We start from the raw sequence: 18,482 nt of genomic DNA on the forward strand, positions 1-18,482 counted from the left end.
AACAAAAATCACATAAAAACATAATATTATATGAATTAAATCACATAATATTATAATATTTTATGAAATTATGTTTAAATATCTTCAAAAACGGTTCCCATAACAACAACATCAGCTCCAGCTTTGTAAGCCATTTCTCGTTGTTTTTCAGTTTTGATGCCACCACCAACGATTATAGGAAGTTCGACTTTTGTCTTTACAGCTCTTATAATTTCTGGCTTGACTGGAAAGTTAGCACCACTACCAGCTTCAAGATAAATCAATCGTTTGCCCGTATATTGTGCGACAAGACAAGTATCTACGATTAAATCAATATCAGCTTGAGAAATAGCTTTGGTATTAGTGATACGTTCGGTTGTGCAGGTTTTTCCGCCATCTATCAAAATATATCCCGTCGGTATAATTTCAAGATTTGTATGCCTTAAATGTTTTACCGATTTGACTTGTTGATGTATCAAATATTCAGGATTGCTACCAGACATTAAACTCAAAAACAACAAAGCATCGGCATATCTTGTGATTTGATTGATATTTCCTGGAAAAAGAACAACAGGTAAAGGACTCAATTTTTTGATTTCTTTTACAACTTCTTCTGTTTTTCCACTTTCAACTTGACTGCCTCCAACAAAGATATAATCAGTGCATTCAGGAATAGTTTGAAGTAATTTTAAAATAGTATTGACTTCAGTTTTATCGGGATCGATTAAAATAGCAAATGATTTAAGATTAGCTATTTGCTTAGATTTTAAGTCTTTTAGTATGTCAACTGCTGAAATCATAGATTTTGTCCAGACAATTTTTTATATATTTCTAAAGCTTTGCTATCGCTCAAAGAAGCAATTTGGCTACACAATTCTATCAACCATTCTTCGGTTTGTAAATTTTCAAATTCAAAATCTTTTAAAAATGCTTTGATAATAACTTTGTCAAAATGATTAGCTCTGTGGGTTTTACTGTTTTCAACTGCTTGGCTAAAATGTTCTAAAATTTCAGTAATTACACGGTAGCCAACAGTTTCTTTTTCAAGTACTTCCTGACTTTGATAGATGTTGTTAACACTGATTTGAATAATATCTTCAATTTGTGCTTTGTAGGGCAAAAGTTCAATTAAAGGTTTGTCTAATTGACCAGCTCTAATGCGTTCTTCGTTTTGGATAAAAGCTTTAACTGCATCTTCAATCAATCGACCAATAGCTAAAGATCTTTAAATAGCTCACACGATTTTTAGTTGTTGACAATTTGTAATATTTGTCTTTATCGATACGTGTATTGATTAATTTTGAAAGATATTCTAAAGCAAATTCTTCAGGAATTAAACCGAGATTGATACCGTCTTCAAAATCGATAATCGTGTAACAAATATCATCAGCTGCTTCTACTAAATAAGCCAAAGGATGTCTGATAAAGTTAGCGTTTTTAGCATCTTTCAAGCCTAATTCATCAGCAACTTCATCAAACAATTTCTTTTCAGCTTTAAAAACGCCATATTTTTTACGCGAGACGTGTTTTGAAGTCTCCAAAGGAAATGAGGCTCTTGGGTATTTAGTAAACGTTCCTAAAGTAGCATAAGACAAACGTAAGCCACCAAAGCTACCGTGTTTGCTATCGGTCAAAAGCTTAAATCCGTTGGCATTACCTTCAAATTTTATCAAATCTTGGTAAGCCCAATCAGAGATTTCAGATTTAAAGCGTTGACCTTTGCCACGATCAAAAAAAGCACCGATGGCTTTTTCGCCTGAATGCCCAAAAGGTGGATTACCAATATCGTGTGCTAAAGCGACTACAGCAACAATAGCTCCAAAATCGTTAAAATGATGACCTAAAGTTGTTTGTAAATGCGGGTATTTTTTAATAATGGCTTTACCTGCTTGACGCCCCAGCGAGCGACCAACCACAGAAACTTCTAAACTATGTGTCAATCGCGTGTGAACAAAGTCGGTTTTAGATAATGGAATGACCTGTGTTTTGTCTTGCAAACTGCGGAAAGCCGAAGAAAAAATCACACGGTCATAATCTACTTCAAAGCCTAAACGGGTATCGTCTTGTTCTTTGCGTAAGCGTTTTGTGGTATCGCCTTGACGTTTGAGCGATAAAAGCTGTTCCCAATCTAACATTTTAATTATTTAGATTGCTAAAATACAGTTTTTGATGGATGTTTTGGGTATTGAAATTTGGAAAATAGATTTTAATAATAATCAAGAACTGCAAGTCCGAGCAATAGGGATAGATTATTAAATAGGTTTGTTTCGTGCCACGAAAGTTGATGATTTCAATAAGATTTTTACGAGCTTTTATTCGGTAGATGATACAATTGTTTGCAGGTTTTTCAAAGATTCTGTATGTACGAGAGACATTTAAAATAACTTTCACAGTTGACTTAAAAACTTGTATTATTAACTCTTTTTTTATCAACCTTTCTGCAAAGGATTAAAAACTTAGAAAATAAACTTTCCAATTATTAGAAATTGATTATTTTGAAAAAAATACTTATATGAAATCTTTAAAATCTTTTGCCATTGTTGTTGTGCTGTTTTTTTCACAGACACTATTTGCTCAAAATGAAGAAATTAAGCTAAAAGTTGACTATAAAATTAGTAAATGGCATCAAAAGCTGCCGCAGAAGCCGATTTAAAAACCTATCAAAATCTAATGACCGAAGATGCTGTTTTTATTGGCACCGACGCCACTGAATATTGGCAAGGTCAAGCATTTATTGATTTTGCTAAACCCTATTTTGACCGAGGTAAAGCTTGGACGTTTCACAAATTAGAACGCCATATTTATATTGGTAAATCAAAACAAACAGCTTGGTTTGACGAACTGCTCGATACACAAATGGGTATTTGCAGAGGTTCAGGGGTTTTGGTTCAGGTAGATGGAGAATGGAAAATTAAGCATTATGTTTTGTCTATCACTATTCCTAATGACAATGTTGATGAGGTCAAAGCTTTGAAAGATGAGTTTGACGAAAAGTTGATTGATATTTTAAAAAAATAACTACTGACTAAAATACTGCTCGAGCTCTTTTAAAGTAGCTTCATCAGTTTTGATGTCTTTTACCACTTCTCCTTTTTCTAAAACCACTATGCGTTTGCAAACATCGGTCACGTGCATTAAGTCGTGACTTGAAATGAGCACTGTGGTTTGTTGTTGTTGGGTCAATTCACTGAGTATTTTCTTTAAGCGGATTTGTGTTGTCGGGTCAAGGTTGGCAAAAGGTTCATCTAAAATAATCACTTCAGGATTGCCAATTAAAGCCGCAACAATGCCGACTTTCTTCTGGTTACCTTTAGATAAATCTCTTAAATATTTTTTTTGATTCAATATTTCATCGTGAAAGAAATCTTCAAAACCAGCGAGCAAATCATCAACTTCAGATTTTTCTACGCCTCTTAAATCGCCGATGAAATAGAAGTATTCTTCTGGTGTGAGATAGCCAATCAAAAAACTTTCATCTATAAAAGCTGAAGTATAAGGTTTCCAATCTTCACTTTGGCTCACTACAATATCGCCATTGGTAATTTGACCAGTTGTAGGTTTGATTAAATCAAGCAATAAACTAAACATTGTGGTTTTGCCCGCACCGTTATTGCCAACCAGCCCAAAGTTTTGTCCTTTGGGAATATTCAATTCCTCAACTTTTAAAACTTCTACGCCGTTGTAAGATTTACTGATATTTGAAATGTTAATCATAGTGTTTTATTTTTTTTCATCAAAAGCTGCTATGGTTTTATATTTCTGTTTTTGATAAAGCTTTTCGATAAGGTCTAAAAATTGATTTTGAAAAATTAATCCCAGTAAACCACTTAAAACCAAGGCGATAATACCCGCATCAAAACTGATAAATTTATATGGGATATAAAAAATGATGATTGGGGCTAAAATTTTAGGTAAGCTAATTAAGAGTTGCGTAACATTAAAACCATTAGTGTTTTGAAAAGCTTTGGCCTTGACGTTGAGTTCAACAGGCACGCGATTTAAAGCACCGCCATATAAGGTGATAAATGAATTTAACCCAATATTAAAGGAGGCGCCAGCTAAAATTAATTTGTATATATCCCAACCAAAATAAAGATATGGTAAACTTAATATGGTAGATACCACAACGGCAAATATCATCAAAACCAATTTTGATTTCAAATATTCTCGATACGGAATATTCTGACTCATCATTAACTTGTAGTATTCGCTATCCCAAGACGGCACTAACTGCCCGAATGTTAATAAAAAACCACCTGTTATAAACATTGACGCAAAGGCCAACATAGCCGGCAGATCTTTGTAAACATCCATGGTGAAAAAGAATAAGCCATAAAATAAAAAGAAAAAAGACGTCAGTAAAACTTGCTTAGGTCTGGCATTTCTGAGAATGAGTTTGATATCGTTTTTTAAGAAAGGAGCAATCTTGCCAAATTTATCTACAAATTTCAAGTCTAAAGCTTTGACTTTTTCGGCTTTTTTAGAAATAGCACCGTCAATGTAAAAGTGATTTAAATAGTATTGATAATTAGCATAAAACGCTAAAGCCATTAATAGAATAGGTAATAAAATCCAAATCGGTTGACTATACATGCCATAAAAAAAGATTTGTGCATAAGCTGTAATATCAAATATTTCGTAGCGTTGAAGTCCTATAAATGCTAAGACTAAACCGACGATTATAAAGAAATAGATGTTGGTTTTATTGATGAGATAAACGGTAAAATTATTGAGAAATATCAATGCTAAAACCCCAAAAAACCAAGCGGTAACGTATAATGGATGGTAACCTTTGACTATCAGAGTTATACTAAAAGGGATAAAAAATAATAAAGGCAAAATATTAAAAAAAGAAAGGATTGTTTTGCCCAGTAAAAACTGAACCACTTTTTTACGTTTGATAGGTATAATCAATAAAGGTTTGATATTGATGACGGGCATTTGTTGGATAAAATACCTAATCCCAAGATCAAATAAGAACCAGTAAATTAAATATTGATTTAAAGTTAAAAGCGGATCAACTTCTGGAATGACCTTTTGAAGTATAAAATAGCCTCCAACTCCAGCTAATATAGCCATACCAGCAAAGTATAAAATCCCCAGAATCATTAAAATCTTTATGGCAATGGCGACTTCAAAATAAGAAGACCTTCTAAATTGCTTCCATTGAAGAGACACAAATCGTTTAAACATATAAATGATTTATTGGTTAGTATTAAGCTTATAAAAATTGTTACAAGTTTAAACAAAAAATCCGATTCTAAACAGAACCAGATTTTTAAAAAAGTTATAAAGAATAAAGCTAATCTACCAAAACAATGACTTTATTGTCTTTGCATTCCACAACGCCACCTTTGATTTCAAAAGTTAATTTATCGTTAGTTTCTTCAAAAAATGATTTGACTTTGTCATTAATGTCAACTGTTTTGTCTAATTTAATTAAACCTTTGTCTAAAGTCGAGATGATTGGAGCGTGTTGATTTAAAATTTGAAATTCACCTGTTTTTCCTGGTAAAGTAACCGAATCAACATCTTGACTGATTAAAATTTGTTCTGGTGTAACGATTTCTAAATGCATAGTTTTTCAGTTTTCAGTTTTTAGTTTCCAGTGATTTAATGATCGCTCACTGTAAACTGCAGACTAATTTTAGTCTTCTTCAGCCAACATTTTTTCAGCAGCTTCAATCGCATCTTCAATGGTTCCTTTAAGGTTGAAAGCTGATTCAGGATATTTATCTAATTCGCCATCCATAATCATATTAAAACCTTTGATAGTATCTTTTATGTCAACTAAAACACCTGGCATACCAGTAAATTGTTCAGCCACGTGAAAAGGTTGAGATAAGAAACGCTGTATACGTCTTGCACGAGATACGGCAAGTTTATCTTCTTCAGATAATTCTTCCATACCGAGAATGGCAATAATGTCTTGCAATTCTTTGTAACGTTGAAGCAACTCTTTAACACGCTGAGCACATTTGTAGTGTTCTTCACCTAATATTTCAGCGGTTAAAATTCTGGAGGTAGAATCTAAAGGATCAACTGCAGGATAAATACCGAGTTCAGCAATTTTTCTAGAAAGAACAGTTGTAGCATCTAAGTGAGAGAAGGTCGTAGCTGGAGCAGGGTCAGTCAAGTCATCCGCTGGCACATAAACCGCTTGAACCGATGTGATAGAACCATTTTTTGTCGAAGTGATTCGTTCTTGCATCGCACCCATTTCAGTTGCTAAAGTAGGTTGATAACCCACTGCAGATGGCATACGACCTAACAAAGCCGATACCTCAGAACCCGCTTGTGTAAAACGGAAAATATTGTCAACAAAAAACAAGACGTCTTTACCTTGTCCATCACCAGCACCGTCTCTAAAATATTCTGCAATGGTCAAACCTGATAAGGCTACTCGAGCACGAGCTCCTGGTGGTTCGTTCATTTGTCCAAATACAAAAGTAGCTTTTGAATCTTTCAAAGCTTCTTTGTCAACTTTGGATAAATCCCAACCGCCGTTTTCCATAGATTCATTAAAATCATCACCATATTTAATAATACCAGACTCAAGCATCTCTCTGAGCAAGTCATTTCCTTCACGTGTTCTTTCTCCCACACCTGCAAATACAGATAAACCACCGTGACCTTTGGCAATATTGTTGATTAATTCTTGAATCAAAACTGTTTTACCAACACCAGCACCACCAAACAATCCTACTTTACCACCTTTGGCATAAGGTTCAATTAAGTCAATAACTTTAATTCCTGTAAACAAGACTTCAGTTGACACAGATAAGTCTTCAAAATCAGGAGCATCGCGGTGAATTGGTAAGCCGTTTTTGCCGTCTTTAGGTAGATTGTCCATGCCATCGATAGCATCGCCAGTAACGTTGAACAGTCTTCCAAAAATATCTTTACTGACAGGCATTTGAATTGGGTTGCCTGTAGCGATAACTTCTGTTCCTCTTGAAAGACCATCTGCGGTATCCATAGCGATAGATCTAACGATATTATCACCAATATGAGATTGAACTTCTAGCACAAGTGTGGAACCATCTTTACGTTTAATTTCTAAAGAATCGTAAATTTGTGGTAAATCTTTGCTGTTTTCGAAAGCCACATCAATCACAGGACCTATGATTTGTGCAATCTTACCTTTTGTTTGAGACATTAGCTATGGTTTTATTTTAAATTTTTGGTTTGCAAATATAGGGGTTTTATGTCAAAATAAATCGAAAAATTTTTAAATAAATTTAGACTTCAAATCCATAAAAATTCAACTATTCAACGGTAACCGATTTGGCTAAATTTCTAGGTTGGTCAACATTTTTTCCTAACATCACGGCGATGTGATATGAAAGTAATTGCAAAGGAATTGTAGTCAATAAAGGTGTAAAAGCTTCAAAAGTTTCTGGCACTTCAATGACGTGGTCTGCCATATTTTTAACAATGCTGTCTCCTTCGGTAACGATAGCAATAATTTTCCCTTTTCTTGATTTAATTTCTTGAATATTGCTGACCACTTTATCGTAGTGACCTTTTCGAGTTGCTATAACAACAACGGGCATTTCTTCGTCTATCAAAGCAATTGGCCCGTGTTTCATTTCGGCGACAGGATAACCTTCGGCGTGTATATATGAGATTTCTTTTAATTTTAAAGCACCTTCAAGAGCCACGGGAAAATTATAACCTCGACCGAGATAGAGGCAATTTTTAGCAAGTTTGTAATTGTCAGCTACTTTTATGATGTGATCGTTTTGTTTAAGTGCTATTTCTATTTTACCAGGGATAGATTCCATTTCATTTAGATATGAATGAAAATCAGAGTTAGAAATAGTTCCTTTGGCTTTGCCTAATTTAAGGGCTATTAAACTTAAAACTGTGATTTGTGTTGTAAAGGCTTTGGTTGATGCTACACCAATTTCTGAAGCAGCATGTGTGTATGCACCAGCGTGAGTTTCTCTTGAAATAGAAGACCCAACAACGTTGCATACCCCAAAAACAAATGCACCATTTTCTTTAGCCAATTTGATGGCGACCATAGTATCAGCAGTTTCTCCACTTTGAGAAATCGCTATCAAAATGTCGTTTTTATCGATAACAGGATTTCGGTATCTAAATTCTGATGCGTATTCAACTTCTACAGGAATTCTTGCAATATCTTCAAAAATATATTCAGCGACTAAACCTGCATGCCAAGATGTACCACAAGCTGCAATTATAATTCGGTTAGCGTTCAAAAATTTTTCTAAATAATCATCAACACCAGACATTTTTACAAAACCTTTTTTTGCCTGCATTCGACCTCTAAAGGTGTCTTTTATAGCTGTGGGCTGTTCGTATATTTCTTTGAGCATAAAATGGTCGTAACCACTTTTTTCGATTTGGTCTAAACTCATTTTGAGTTCAGTAATATATGGGTCAACTAATTTGTCATCTTTTATTTTTCTTATTTTGGGTTCTCTGCCTAGTCTTATCACGCCCATTTACCCGTCTTCAAGATAAATGGCTGATTTTGTGTATTCTATAAAAGGCGAAGCATCAGAGGCAATAAAGTATTCATCATCGCCTACACCAATAGCTAAAGGACTTCCTAATCTAGCAACCACAATTTCGTTTGGTTTTTCTTTATCAAAAACGGCTATTGCATAAGCACCAACAGTCTGATTTAAAGCAATTTGAACAGCTTTGCCTAACTTGACATCTTCTTTAGTCATCACTTCTTCAATAAGATTGACTAAAACTTCTGTGTCGGTTTCTGATTTGAAATTGTATCCTCTATTCTCTAATACTTTTTTTATAGCATCATAATTTTCTATTATTCCATTATGAATGATAGCTAATCGACCTGAGTTTGAAAGATGAGGATGAGAGTTAAGGTCGTTTGGTTTTCCATGAGTTGCCCACCTTGTGTGACCAATACCGACTTTACCTTTACTGAAGTGTTCTTTTTTGCATTTGAGATTTAGTTCGGCAACTTTTCCTTTGGTTTTGCAAATGTTTAAATTTTGACCGTCATAAAGAGCTATTCCAGCAGAATCATAGCCTCTATATTCAAGTCGTTGAAGACCTTTTAGTATAATCTCATAAGCATCTTGGTGTCCAATATATCCAACAATTCCACACATAATAATAGTTTAGGTTAGTTATTAATTAATTAGGTTCAGTATAATATATTTGAAGTTTTAATCTTTTCTCTTCATCTGCAGATAGATTGCCGTGAAATACGGTTCCTCTTGGCGTAGATATTGAGCTTTCAATATAGGTTTCAACTTGGTCGAGTTGACTGTCGCGTATGTCTAATATTCTAGCTTGATTTACATTTTGCGTAACAACAACTCCTATTTTGGTACTAGTAGAATCGTTGTTGATAATATTATTGATATGATTTGTAAGTCTTATTTTATAAAAAGCATTGCCATTTTCATCTTCTTGCAATGGACCTAAATGATTTAACCGCGAAATAAGAGGATTGTTACTTGCACTAGGGTCTAAACTATAGTCAACCAAAACTCTGTTATGGTCAGCATCAAAAACAAGTATCCTTTGGGGTTTATTAACTTGAGTATTTGCTAAATTTTCATTCACATAAAAAATTAAATTAGCTTCGTTAATCAACCAATTGTTTTGTCTTAACTGATCAATTTCATCTGCAACACCATTGCCGTCGTTATCAGGACCATTAAAAGGATCTACAATTGTTACTATACCTTGACCGCCTTTTACAAATAGATTTTCTTCACCGTTGATAGTGTCTTGTAAAGCTAAATCTATGGTGTTATCATTTTCGTAAAAGTTAATAATATTACCAGAAAAATTTAGATTAAATTTATTAAAGGTTTCTATTAATTCGTTGTTATTTTCAACTTCCAAACTTGGTGCTGGTCTTAAAGATTTGTAATACAATGTGATTTTTGCATCTTGATTGTTTAAATTGAGATTGATCATTGCACCGCCATTGGTATGTTGCTCAGTTTTGATGTAAAGTCCTCTCAAAAAGTTTTTAAAACTACTTTGGCTAACCAAATTAACCGTATTTTGATTGTTTAATATTTTTTCTTGAAAAAATTCATTTGGGAGTTTGATTCTTATTCTAGGCGAAACTCTAAGGGTATCAACATTTGTGGTGTCAATTTGGTCAAAGAGAATTTGAGTCTCAGTTAATTCTGAGGGTGTTATTTGTTCAGAAACTATTAATGGATTACTCTCTATATTGTTTTCAAACTCTGAAAATTGGTCTGAATAATAACGCTGAGGAGTTTCAAACTCTCCATTTTCACTAGGGTCAATATCATTCAAAAATTGATTAGATTCAAAAATAGAAATTTTGAAACTGCCATCTCCAAAAACAGAATCAAGCTGATAAGTATTTGTTTCTATCAGTGAACTGTATAGAGGTAATGTAAACACTACACTATCTAAAACTGGATCTTGACCAAAATCAGGGTTAGTGTTTTGAAGTTCTAATTGTGTTAAAATGCTAACTTCTGAGCTTCCAAAAACTGGATCTTGATAGTTTCCTAGAAGATAGTTATTTAAAGTATTAGACTGTACTGATAATATATTGTCACTATAAGTTGCTAAATTTTGTACGACATAGGGCTCTGGTAAATTCAAGCTATTAATAAAACCACTCCCTAAGGTGGTAAAATCATCTTCACAGGAGGTGAAAACGAATAAGACAAAAACAAGACCAATAGTAATTTTAATTTTCGTTTTCAGTTTAATCAATCTCTTCATTTAAAATATCTTTTAAGTAATAATCTTGATAGGCTTGAGTAAATTCTTCAATTGAGCGATAATTTAATACGGGTTTATCTTGACTTTTGATAAAATTTTGTATTTCATTAGATAATTCTTCAGCGCCAATTATAATACCATCTGAATAACTAATCGCTAATTTTATCAAATTATTATAATTTGGTGTTTTTAAAAATTCTACTTTATCAGCATCAATACCATCAAACATCACTTTTTTGATCATATTTTGGCTTAGTTGATTCTCAAAACTGTTATTATAAACTGAAGTAACAATTTTTGAAGTATTAAAAAGCGGTTCATTGCCATAATAATTTCTAAGATAAAGCGGAAGTAGTGATGCCATCCAACCATTAACATGAATGATATCTGGAGCCCAGTTCAGTTTTTTGACGGTTTCTATAACTCCTTTTGCAAAAAAAATAGCCCGTTCATCATTGTCTTCAAAAAGCTCAACTTCCTCATCGCTATACATCGCTTTGCGTTTAAAATAGTCTTCATTATCAATAAAATACACTTGCATTCGTTCCTTAGGTATAGAAGCAACTTTTATGATAAGTGGCATATCTAAATCATTAACCACCATATTAAGCCCTGACAATCTGATAACCTCGTGAAGTTGATGTCTTCTTTCGTTGATGTTGCCAAAACGTGGCATAAAAATTCGAGTTTGTCCTCCTACAGAATTTATCATTTTTGGAACTTCAAAAGACATGGTGGACATATCATTTTCTGGGAGATAAGGAACAACTTCTGATGAAACAAAAAGAACGCGTTTATCTTTCATAGAAACTTATTTAAATTCTTTTGGAGATTTTGAAAATGCAAATTTACAAAAATTTATGTGGATTAAGCTTAAAATGTTAGTTTTGCACTAAAATTAAATAGAGGTCTGTGCTTTTAAAGTCAAGTTTAGATATTCAAAAATCCATTGGTAAAGGGCAACCAAAAATGCTTGGTTTAGTTCCTACAATGGGAGCATTGCATGATGGTCATTTATCACTCATAAGCAAAGCAAAATCAGAGTGTGATATAACGGTAGTTTCTATATTTGTAAACCCCACACAATTCAACAATCCTAAAGATTTATCAAATTACCCTAGAAATCTTGAACAAGACGTGGAAGCTATAAAGCAACTTGGGCGTGATATTTTGATATATGCACCTGATGTTGATGATATTTACCCTAATGGCCCACAAACAGAAAATTTTGATTTTGGGATAATATCAAAATATATGGAAGGTCAATATAGACAAGGACACTTTCAAGGCGTAGGCACTGTTTTAAAAAAACTCTTTGAGTTGGTAAAACCTCATCGAGCTTATTTTGGAGAAAAAGATTACCAACAACTTGCTATAGTCAAAAAGTTAGTTCAAATCACTAACCAACCCGTTGATATTATCGGTTGTGAAACTTACCGCGAGCCTAATGGACTAGCTAAAAGCTCAAGAAATAAATTGTTGAGTAATGATGAAAAATCAGAAGCAAGTATCATTTTTAAATGCTTAAATCTAGCTAAAACTCATTTCAAAGAAAATTCGATTTCAGAAATCAAAAAAAAGGTTAAAAGTATTTTTAATCACAAAGAAAATTTTAAATTAGAATATTTTGAAATTGCTGATGAAGAGGATTTGATTCCAACTCAAGATTTCATTGAAACTAAAAAATATCGTGCATTCATTGCCGCATATTGTAATGAAGTTAGACTAATTGATAACATGCCCTTGAACTAAAAAAAATGCAAATTACAGTCGTAAAATCAAAAATACATCGTGTAAAAGTAACTGGTGCAGATTTAAATTATATCGGCAGTATAACCATTGACCAAGACTTAATGGATCTTGCAAATATTATTGATGGCGAAAAAATACAAGTTGTTAACAACTCAAATGGCGAAAGATTAGAAACTTATGCTATTCCGGGACTAAGAGGAAGTGGAGAAATAACGCTAAACGGTGCGGTAAAGAAAAGTATCAGCTGGCGATATTCTTATTTTGATGACTTATGCAAGCATGAGCGTTGATGAAGCAAAGAATTTTAGCCCGTCAATCATTTTCCCAGACGAAGACAATCTTTTAAAATAAATCATGGCAAAATCTCGTTTGGCAAAATGGCTTAAAATCATTATACCGTTAAGCCTAGGTGTGTTTTTTGTCTGGTATTCAATAGCAGACACTACTCCACTTGAAAGAAAGCTAATTTGGCAAAATATTAAAAATGCTAATTTATTCTGGGTTTTGATGTCTATCCTATTGGGTCTAATCTCGCACATAGTTAGAGCAAACCGATGGAAACTTTTACTTAAACCATTAAGAGATACACCTAAACTTTCAGTCTGTTTTTACACTGTTATGTTTGGTTATTTGGCCAACTTAGGCATTCCGCGTTCTGGCGAAGTTTTACGAGGTGCCAGTTATGCCAGTCTTAGCCCATTAAGCTTTGAACAAAGTTTTGGAACCATAATTACAGAAAGATTAATTGATTTTATAGTTCTGCTCATCATCATCGGGATTGCCTTGATATTTCAAACAGACCAACTGCTGAACTATTTAAACATCAGTGAAGTTAATCCATTAAATACTTTGATTTATTTAAGTATCTTGATAGCTACTATTGTTGTTTTTTATAGGCTTATCAAAACAACAAAAAACCGCATTATACTAAAACTAAAAGATTTTATCTATGGCTTTTTACAAGGGATAAAAACCGTTTTTAAGTTAAAACAAAAGTGGTCATTTATCGCACAAACTTTAATTATTTGGTTACTCTATATCGCGATGTTTTGGGTAATAAAATATGCCATAGTTGGCTCTGAAAATATTTCCATCGGTCTGCTTTGGTTGGCTTTATAGCTGGCACTTTTGCCATGTCGCTCACCAGCGGTGGCATAGGTTTGTATCCGCTTGCAATAGCATCAGTTTACAAATTATATGATGTTCCAGTAGATGTTGGTCAAGCCTTTGGTTGGGTGCTTTGGACTGCTCAAACACTGCTTGTGATTTTAGCTGGGTCTATTTCTGCATTACTTTTGACATTTGTCAGCAAAAAATCATAAATTAGTGGACAAATTTTTAGCTATGAAAAAAATAGTCCTTAGCCTAATTATAATCTTTCTGCAATCACAGTTTTGTAAAGCACAAATAGAATATATTGAAGTCAATTCAAAAATTTTAAAGAGCACAAGGCGACTCAAATTACAAATCCCGCGTAATTATGATTCTGATAACAAAAAAACATACCCTTTGATTTTTGTTTTTGATGGAGACTATCTTTTTGAACCCGTTGCTGGAATTGTAGATTATTTAAGCTATTGGGAAGAAATACCCGAAGCTTTTGTTGTAGGTATTAATCAAGTTGGTAGTCGAATGGATGATGGTAGATTTGACAAAAAAGAATTTCTTCCCATAGGCACTGGAGCACAATTTTTTGATTTTATACAGTTAGAAATTCTAAAGAAATATTAAAATATATGAGAGTTTATGAATTTCTTTTTGTTTTCAAACAAAATACAGTTTCAAGGTTTTATAAATTTAAGCCCAGATATACCTGATGCCTTAATTCCTTTTATCAAAGAACAATTAAAAAATTCTAAAGAAAAAATATGGTATAGCTTAACTACTGGTAGCAATGATTTGCCATTCCTAAAAGCTAAAACCGAGCAACTTAACGAAACCTTCAGCACTATAGAAAATGATTTGGTCTCAATAAGTTATAAATCTTTTGAAAATACTAACCACTACTCTCTTGTGCCTTATGGATTACCGTATAGTTTAAACAAAATTTTTGAACCTTACACCCCGATTGATGATGTTGAATTTAAAAAAAAATTATCTAAAGCTGAAAATCCCGTTACTTATCTTGAAGACAAATACGAATTGATAAACACCCTCTATGATGTAGAAAAACCAGTTAGAATAGCTGATATTATGAAAGTTTCTAAACTTATTGAAAAAAATGAAAATTGGGAATTATATCAAGACCTCAGTAAAATAGCAAAACGCAACCATCCAAATACTCTACTTTTTGATTATTTTTCTGGACGATATTTTCAAGAAATAGGAAAACCTAAAAAAGCCATTAAAGCCTATCAATCTGGTTATTCTTATCAAGAAGCTGGTGGCATTACCAAAGATATGTTACTTGACAAAGCTGATAAACTTAAAGAAATCTTTGGATATTAATTCATTATGGCTAAACCAAAAACAGTCTATTTCTGTCAAAATTGTGGTGCTCAACATCCCAAATGGCAAGGTCAATGCAATTCTTGCAAAGAATGGAATACATTAGTTGAAGAAGTTATCAGTAAGTCTCAAGATAAAACTTGGGAAGCATCAGGCACTTCAAGTCAAAACACAAAACAACCTAAAGCGTTTAAACTAAGCGAAATTAGTTTTGAAACAGAAGACAGAATTATTACCAAAGACGATGAGCTGAATAGAGTTCTTGGCGGTGGCATTGTAAAAGGCTCTTTAATATTACTCGGCGGTGAACCTGGTATTGGAAAAAGCACATTATTGCTTCAATTGTGTCTTCACCTATCAATAAAAAGCCTTTATGTTTCTGGAGAAGAAAGTAGCAAGCAAATCAAAATGCGTGCAGACCGTATTCAAAAAACAAATGATAATTGTTTTATACTGGCAGATACTTCCACACAACGCATTTTCAATCAAATTAAAAAAATTGAACCTGAGCTTGTCATCATCGACTCTATTCAAACCTTGCATACCGAAATGATTGAAAGCTCGCCAGGTAGTATTTCTCAGATTAGAGCTTGCACAGCAGAATTGATTAAATATGCTAAAGAAACCAATACACCTGTTTTGCTGATAGGTCATATCAACAAAGAAGGTCATCTTGCTGGACTAAAAATTCTTGAGCATATGGTAGATACGGTTTTGCAATTTGAAGGCGATCAAAATTTTATATACCGCATTATCAGAGTTCAAAAAAACAGATTTGGAGCCACGCACGAACTCGGTATTTATGAAATGCAAAGTGGCGGATTAAAGCAAATTTTAAACCCATCTAAAATTTTAATTTCCAACCAAGAACACGACTTAAGCGGTACTTCTGTTGTCGCAACCTTAGAAGGCATGCGACCATTAATGGTTGAGATTCAGGCTTTAGTTAGTTCGGCAGTTTACGGCACGCCACAGCGTTCATCTACGGGATATAATGCCAAACGACTGAATATGATTTTAGCCGTTTTAGAAAAACGTGCAGGCTTCAAGCTGGGTGCTAAAGATGTGTTTTTGAATATCACAGGCGGTATCAATATTGATGATCCCGCTATAGATTTGGCTGTCGTTGTAGCGATTTTGTCTTCAAGTCACGATATAGTGCTTAACCACCGTTTTTGTTTTGCAAGAGAAATCGGCTTAGCTGGCGAAGTCAGACCCGTGCCAAGATTAGAACAACGTATTGCTGAAGCAGATAAATTAGGCTTTGAAAAAATATTTATTTCTAACAGCACTAAAGTTTCAAATAAGAATTATCAACTTGAAATTGTCAAGCTAAAAAGTGTGGTTGATGTTGTAGAATATTTGTTTTGAAAATCTTTCTGAATTTCATAAGATTAGTTTTGTTTACTAATTTCTTTGTGTTTGTGAAATGTGCTAAAATTTCAAAACTCGGTTAGGGATTGAGGCATTTGTTGGAGCTCATGCCACGCCATAAGCGTGGTATAGCGACTGCCGAAAGCCCGGCTTGTGTGACCTTAGTCACGCAAGCAACCGCCAAAATATAGTTAAAGAAATTGAAATATTATTGATTGTAATTTCTTATCTTTGAGTTCTTGATAGAATTTAAGATTCTTTTTGAGTTAGGTATTAAGTTTTTAATATTAAATAATTTTGCAAAAACAAGGTAATAGAGCGGATTCGCTTAACGTTGATAACTATTTAGACAATCATTATATCAACCGTAGTAATTGGTTGAGGGTCGCTGTGCTTGGAGCTAATGATGGTATTATATCTGTTTCAAGTCTTGCTATTGGCGTAGCTTCAGACAAGTGTTGAGCAAGAGCCTATTATTATAGCTACTGTTGCTGGGCTTGTTGCTGGAGCTTTGTCGATGGCGGCTGGTGAATATGTTTCGGTTAGCTCACAAAAAGACACCGAAAAGGCAGACATTGAAAGAGAAGCTGTTGAACTGAATGAAATGCCCAAAGAAGAGCTCAATATGTTGGCTAAGATTTATGAAAATCGCGGATTAAAAAAAGAGACGGCTATGAAAGTCGCTATTGAGTTGACTGAAAAAGACGCGTTAGGCGCACATGTAAGAGATGAGTTAGGGATTAACGAAATCTCTGAAGCTAACCCTATTCAAGCGGCACTTGCTTCTGGTGCAGCATTTACATTTGGTGGGGTTTTGCCACTTTTAGTGGTTCTATTTGCTCCTTTAAAAGGTTTAGAATATTGGCTGTATGGTTTTACGATTATATTTTTAGCCATTCTTGGAGCAACTCTGCTAAAACAGGAGGTTCAAGTGTATCAAAATCTATATTGCGAATTACGATTTGGGGTACAATAGCTATGATTCTTTCTGCCTTAGTAGGCTATATATTTGGAGTTAATGTTTAATTAAAATAAATCATCATGAACGACGCACATTGGCATTTAGTAGTAAATCATTTACCAATTATTTTTCCTGTTGTGGGAATAATTGTATTGATCATGAGTTTGATTTCAAAATCAGAAGCTGTAAAACGAACATCTTATCTCATTTTTATTATAGCTGCACTTTCGAGTATTGTTGCAATGAATACAGGTGAAGTGCGGAAGATATAGTAGAGAAAATAAGTGGCGTTTCAGAAAATTACATTGAAACTCATGAAGAGAGTGCAGAAACTTTAGCCATTTTATCTTATGTCTTAGGTGGGTTTTCCCTTTTGGGTTTATGGGCAAGTTTTAAGAAAAAATCTGTTAATTCAATTTTGAGTATCATAACGCTGATATTTGCCTTTGTAGTCGTGTATTTTGGTAGTGAAACGGGAACTATCGGTGGTGAAATACAACATACCGAAATACGAAGTGATAGCTCCACATCTTCACCTGAAAACGGGACTTACTTAGAAGAAGATGACGATTAAAAGTAACCGCTAAACTCAGTTTGAGCTATGTTATAAGTTGTTGTCATAATTTACTGAAATCATGAAATTCGCTTTTCGTTATTCTTGACAAATGCAGACCAACCCGAATAGGATTTTGAGCCTTGAATTTTACCTTGATTATAAAAATGACAGACTGCAGTTGCAAGTCCATCGGTGGAGTCTAAATTTTTAGGCAAAGTTTTGATTTTGAGTAAGTTTTGTAGCATTCCAGCAACTTGCTCTTTACTGGCGTTACCATTGCCGGTAATGGCCATTTTTATTTTTTAGGCGAATATTCGGTGATGGGAATTTGGCGAGATAATCCAGCGACCATCGCTGTGCCTTGAGCGCGTCCGAGCTTGAGCATAGATTGCACGTTTTTACCAAAAAAAGGTGCTTCTATGGCAATATGATCAGGATGAAAAGTCTCTATCAACTCGATGGTTCGCTCAAAAATAAATCGCAATTTGCTGTAATGGTCGTTGTATTTTTTGAGGTTGAGCTCGTTGAGTTGTAGCAGTTCCATTTTTTTGTCTTGGATTTTAATTACACCAAAACCCATAATGGTTGTTCCAGGGTCAATCCCTAATATGATTTGTTCTTTGGGCAAAATATTTTATTTATATATCCTCAGTAATGCACGAATGTTTATGAGATTATTCGTGT

Annotated in this window: 16 protein-coding genes and 5 pseudogenes; 11 read left to right on the top strand and 10 right to left on the bottom strand. The window is 33.8% G+C overall.

What is annotated here, in order from left to right:
- Positions 1 to 74: 74 nt before the first annotated feature.
- Positions 75 to 779 carry a geranylgeranylglyceryl/heptaprenylglyceryl phosphate synthase gene (locus IGB25_RS08480; RefSeq protein ID WP_211064638.1) on the bottom strand — a complete coding sequence of 235 codons (705 nt, stop codon included), beginning with the start codon at positions 777 to 779 and terminating at the stop codon, positions 75 to 77.
- Positions 776 to 2,114 (bottom strand): annotated as a pseudogene (gene dgt / locus IGB25_RS08485) (dGTP triphosphohydrolase). Before dgt ends, IGB25_RS08480 begins: the two are co-directional and overlap by 4 nt.
- Before the next feature lie 484 nt (positions 2,115 to 2,598).
- Between dgt and IGB25_RS08490 the strand changes: the two are divergent.
- The gene (locus tag IGB25_RS08490; RefSeq protein WP_371815881.1) at positions 2,599 to 2,997 is read left to right on the top strand and encodes a nuclear transport factor 2 family protein; all 399 of its coding nucleotides are present in this window, start codon (positions 2,599 to 2,601) and stop codon (positions 2,995 to 2,997) included.
- On the opposite strand, the gene IGB25_RS08495 is transcribed toward IGB25_RS08490, so the two are convergent.
- The 7 genes and pseudogenes from IGB25_RS08495 to IGB25_RS08525 form a co-directional block, all read right to left on the bottom strand.
- Positions 2,998 to 3,693, bottom strand: coding sequence for an ABC transporter ATP-binding protein (locus IGB25_RS08495; RefSeq protein ID WP_211064639.1), 696 nt, complete (start codon positions 3,691 to 3,693; stop codon positions 2,998 to 3,000).
- 6 nt (positions 3,694 to 3,699) lie between these two features.
- Positions 3,700 to 5,172 (bottom strand): DUF5687 family protein, encoded by a 1,473-nt coding sequence (locus tag IGB25_RS08500; RefSeq protein ID WP_211064640.1) that lies wholly within the window; start codon positions 5,170 to 5,172, stop codon positions 3,700 to 3,702.
- 109 nt (positions 5,173 to 5,281) lie between these two features.
- Positions 5,282 to 5,557 carry a F0F1 ATP synthase subunit epsilon gene (locus IGB25_RS08505; RefSeq protein ID WP_211064641.1) on the bottom strand — a complete coding sequence of 92 codons (276 nt, stop codon included), beginning with the start codon at positions 5,555 to 5,557 and terminating at the stop codon, positions 5,282 to 5,284.
- A 69-nt stretch (positions 5,558 to 5,626) separates the two neighbouring features.
- The gene (atpD, locus tag IGB25_RS08510) at positions 5,627 to 7,138 is read right to left on the bottom strand and encodes a F0F1 ATP synthase subunit beta (protein WP_211064642.1); all 1,512 of its coding nucleotides are present in this window, start codon (positions 7,136 to 7,138) and stop codon (positions 5,627 to 5,629) included.
- Positions 7,139 to 7,247: 109 nt separating this feature from the next.
- Positions 7,248 to 9,095 (bottom strand): annotated as a pseudogene (gene glmS / locus IGB25_RS08515) (glutamine--fructose-6-phosphate transaminase (isomerizing)).
- Between the two features lie 25 nt (positions 9,096 to 9,120).
- The gene (locus tag IGB25_RS08520; protein ID WP_211064643.1) at positions 9,121 to 10,707 is read right to left on the bottom strand and encodes a DUF4270 domain-containing protein; all 1,587 of its coding nucleotides are present in this window, start codon (positions 10,705 to 10,707) and stop codon (positions 9,121 to 9,123) included.
- Positions 10,691 to 11,512, bottom strand: coding sequence for a glycogen/starch synthase (locus IGB25_RS08525; RefSeq protein ID WP_211064644.1), 822 nt, complete (start codon positions 11,510 to 11,512; stop codon positions 10,691 to 10,693). Before IGB25_RS08525 ends, IGB25_RS08520 begins: the two co-directional genes overlap by 17 nt.
- 107 nt (positions 11,513 to 11,619) lie before the next feature.
- Between IGB25_RS08525 and panC the strand changes: the two genes are divergently transcribed.
- From panC to IGB25_RS08575, 10 genes and pseudogenes are all read left to right on the top strand, one after another.
- Positions 11,620 to 12,459 (top strand): pantoate--beta-alanine ligase, encoded by an 840-nt coding sequence (gene panC / locus IGB25_RS08530; protein WP_211064645.1) that lies wholly within the window; start codon positions 11,620 to 11,622, stop codon positions 12,457 to 12,459.
- A gap of 5 nt (positions 12,460 to 12,464) precedes the next feature.
- Positions 12,465 to 12,810, top strand: a pseudogene (panD, locus tag IGB25_RS08535) (aspartate 1-decarboxylase).
- A 3-nt stretch (positions 12,811 to 12,813) separates the two neighbouring features.
- Positions 12,814 to 13,578 carry a lysylphosphatidylglycerol synthase transmembrane domain-containing protein gene (locus tag IGB25_RS08540; RefSeq protein WP_211064646.1) on the top strand — a complete coding sequence of 255 codons (765 nt, stop codon included), beginning with the start codon at positions 12,814 to 12,816 and terminating at the stop codon, positions 13,576 to 13,578.
- Positions 13,563 to 13,781, top strand: a complete 219-nt coding sequence (locus IGB25_RS08545) for a hypothetical protein (RefSeq protein ID WP_211064647.1) — start codon at positions 13,563 to 13,565, stop codon at positions 13,779 to 13,781. The genes IGB25_RS08540 and IGB25_RS08545 overlap by 16 nt, the downstream gene beginning before the upstream one ends.
- 22 nt (positions 13,782 to 13,803) lie before the next feature.
- Entirely contained in the window at positions 13,804 to 14,190 is a 387-nt protein-coding gene (locus tag IGB25_RS08550; protein ID WP_211064648.1) for an alpha/beta hydrolase-fold protein, read from the top strand.
- A 15-nt stretch (positions 14,191 to 14,205) separates the two neighbouring features.
- Positions 14,206 to 14,907, top strand: coding sequence for a hypothetical protein (locus tag IGB25_RS08555; protein WP_211064649.1), 702 nt, complete (start codon positions 14,206 to 14,208; stop codon positions 14,905 to 14,907).
- A gap of 6 nt (positions 14,908 to 14,913) precedes the next feature.
- Positions 14,914 to 16,278, top strand: coding sequence for a DNA repair protein RadA (radA, locus tag IGB25_RS08560; protein ID WP_211064650.1), 1,365 nt, complete (start codon positions 14,914 to 14,916; stop codon positions 16,276 to 16,278).
- 300 nt (positions 16,279 to 16,578) lie between these two features.
- Positions 16,579 to 17,307: pseudogene (locus tag IGB25_RS08565) on the top strand (VIT family protein).
- A gap of 15 nt (positions 17,308 to 17,322) precedes the next feature.
- Entirely contained in the window at positions 17,323 to 17,514 is a 192-nt protein-coding gene (locus tag IGB25_RS08570; RefSeq protein ID WP_211064651.1) for a hypothetical protein, read from the top strand.
- A gap of 146 nt (positions 17,515 to 17,660) precedes the next feature.
- Positions 17,661 to 17,816, top strand: coding sequence for a hypothetical protein (locus IGB25_RS08575; RefSeq protein WP_211064652.1), 156 nt, complete (start codon positions 17,661 to 17,663; stop codon positions 17,814 to 17,816).
- A gap of 59 nt (positions 17,817 to 17,875) precedes the next feature.
- Here the strand turns inward: IGB25_RS08575 and ruvC are convergent.
- Positions 17,876 to 18,426, bottom strand: a pseudogene (gene ruvC, locus IGB25_RS08580) (crossover junction endodeoxyribonuclease RuvC).
- Positions 18,427 to 18,482 lie beyond the last annotated feature (56 nt).

This window comes from Flavobacterium sp. CS20 (assembly GCF_018080005.1).
Lineage (GTDB): Bacteria > Bacteroidota > Bacteroidia > Flavobacteriales > Flavobacteriaceae > Psychroflexus.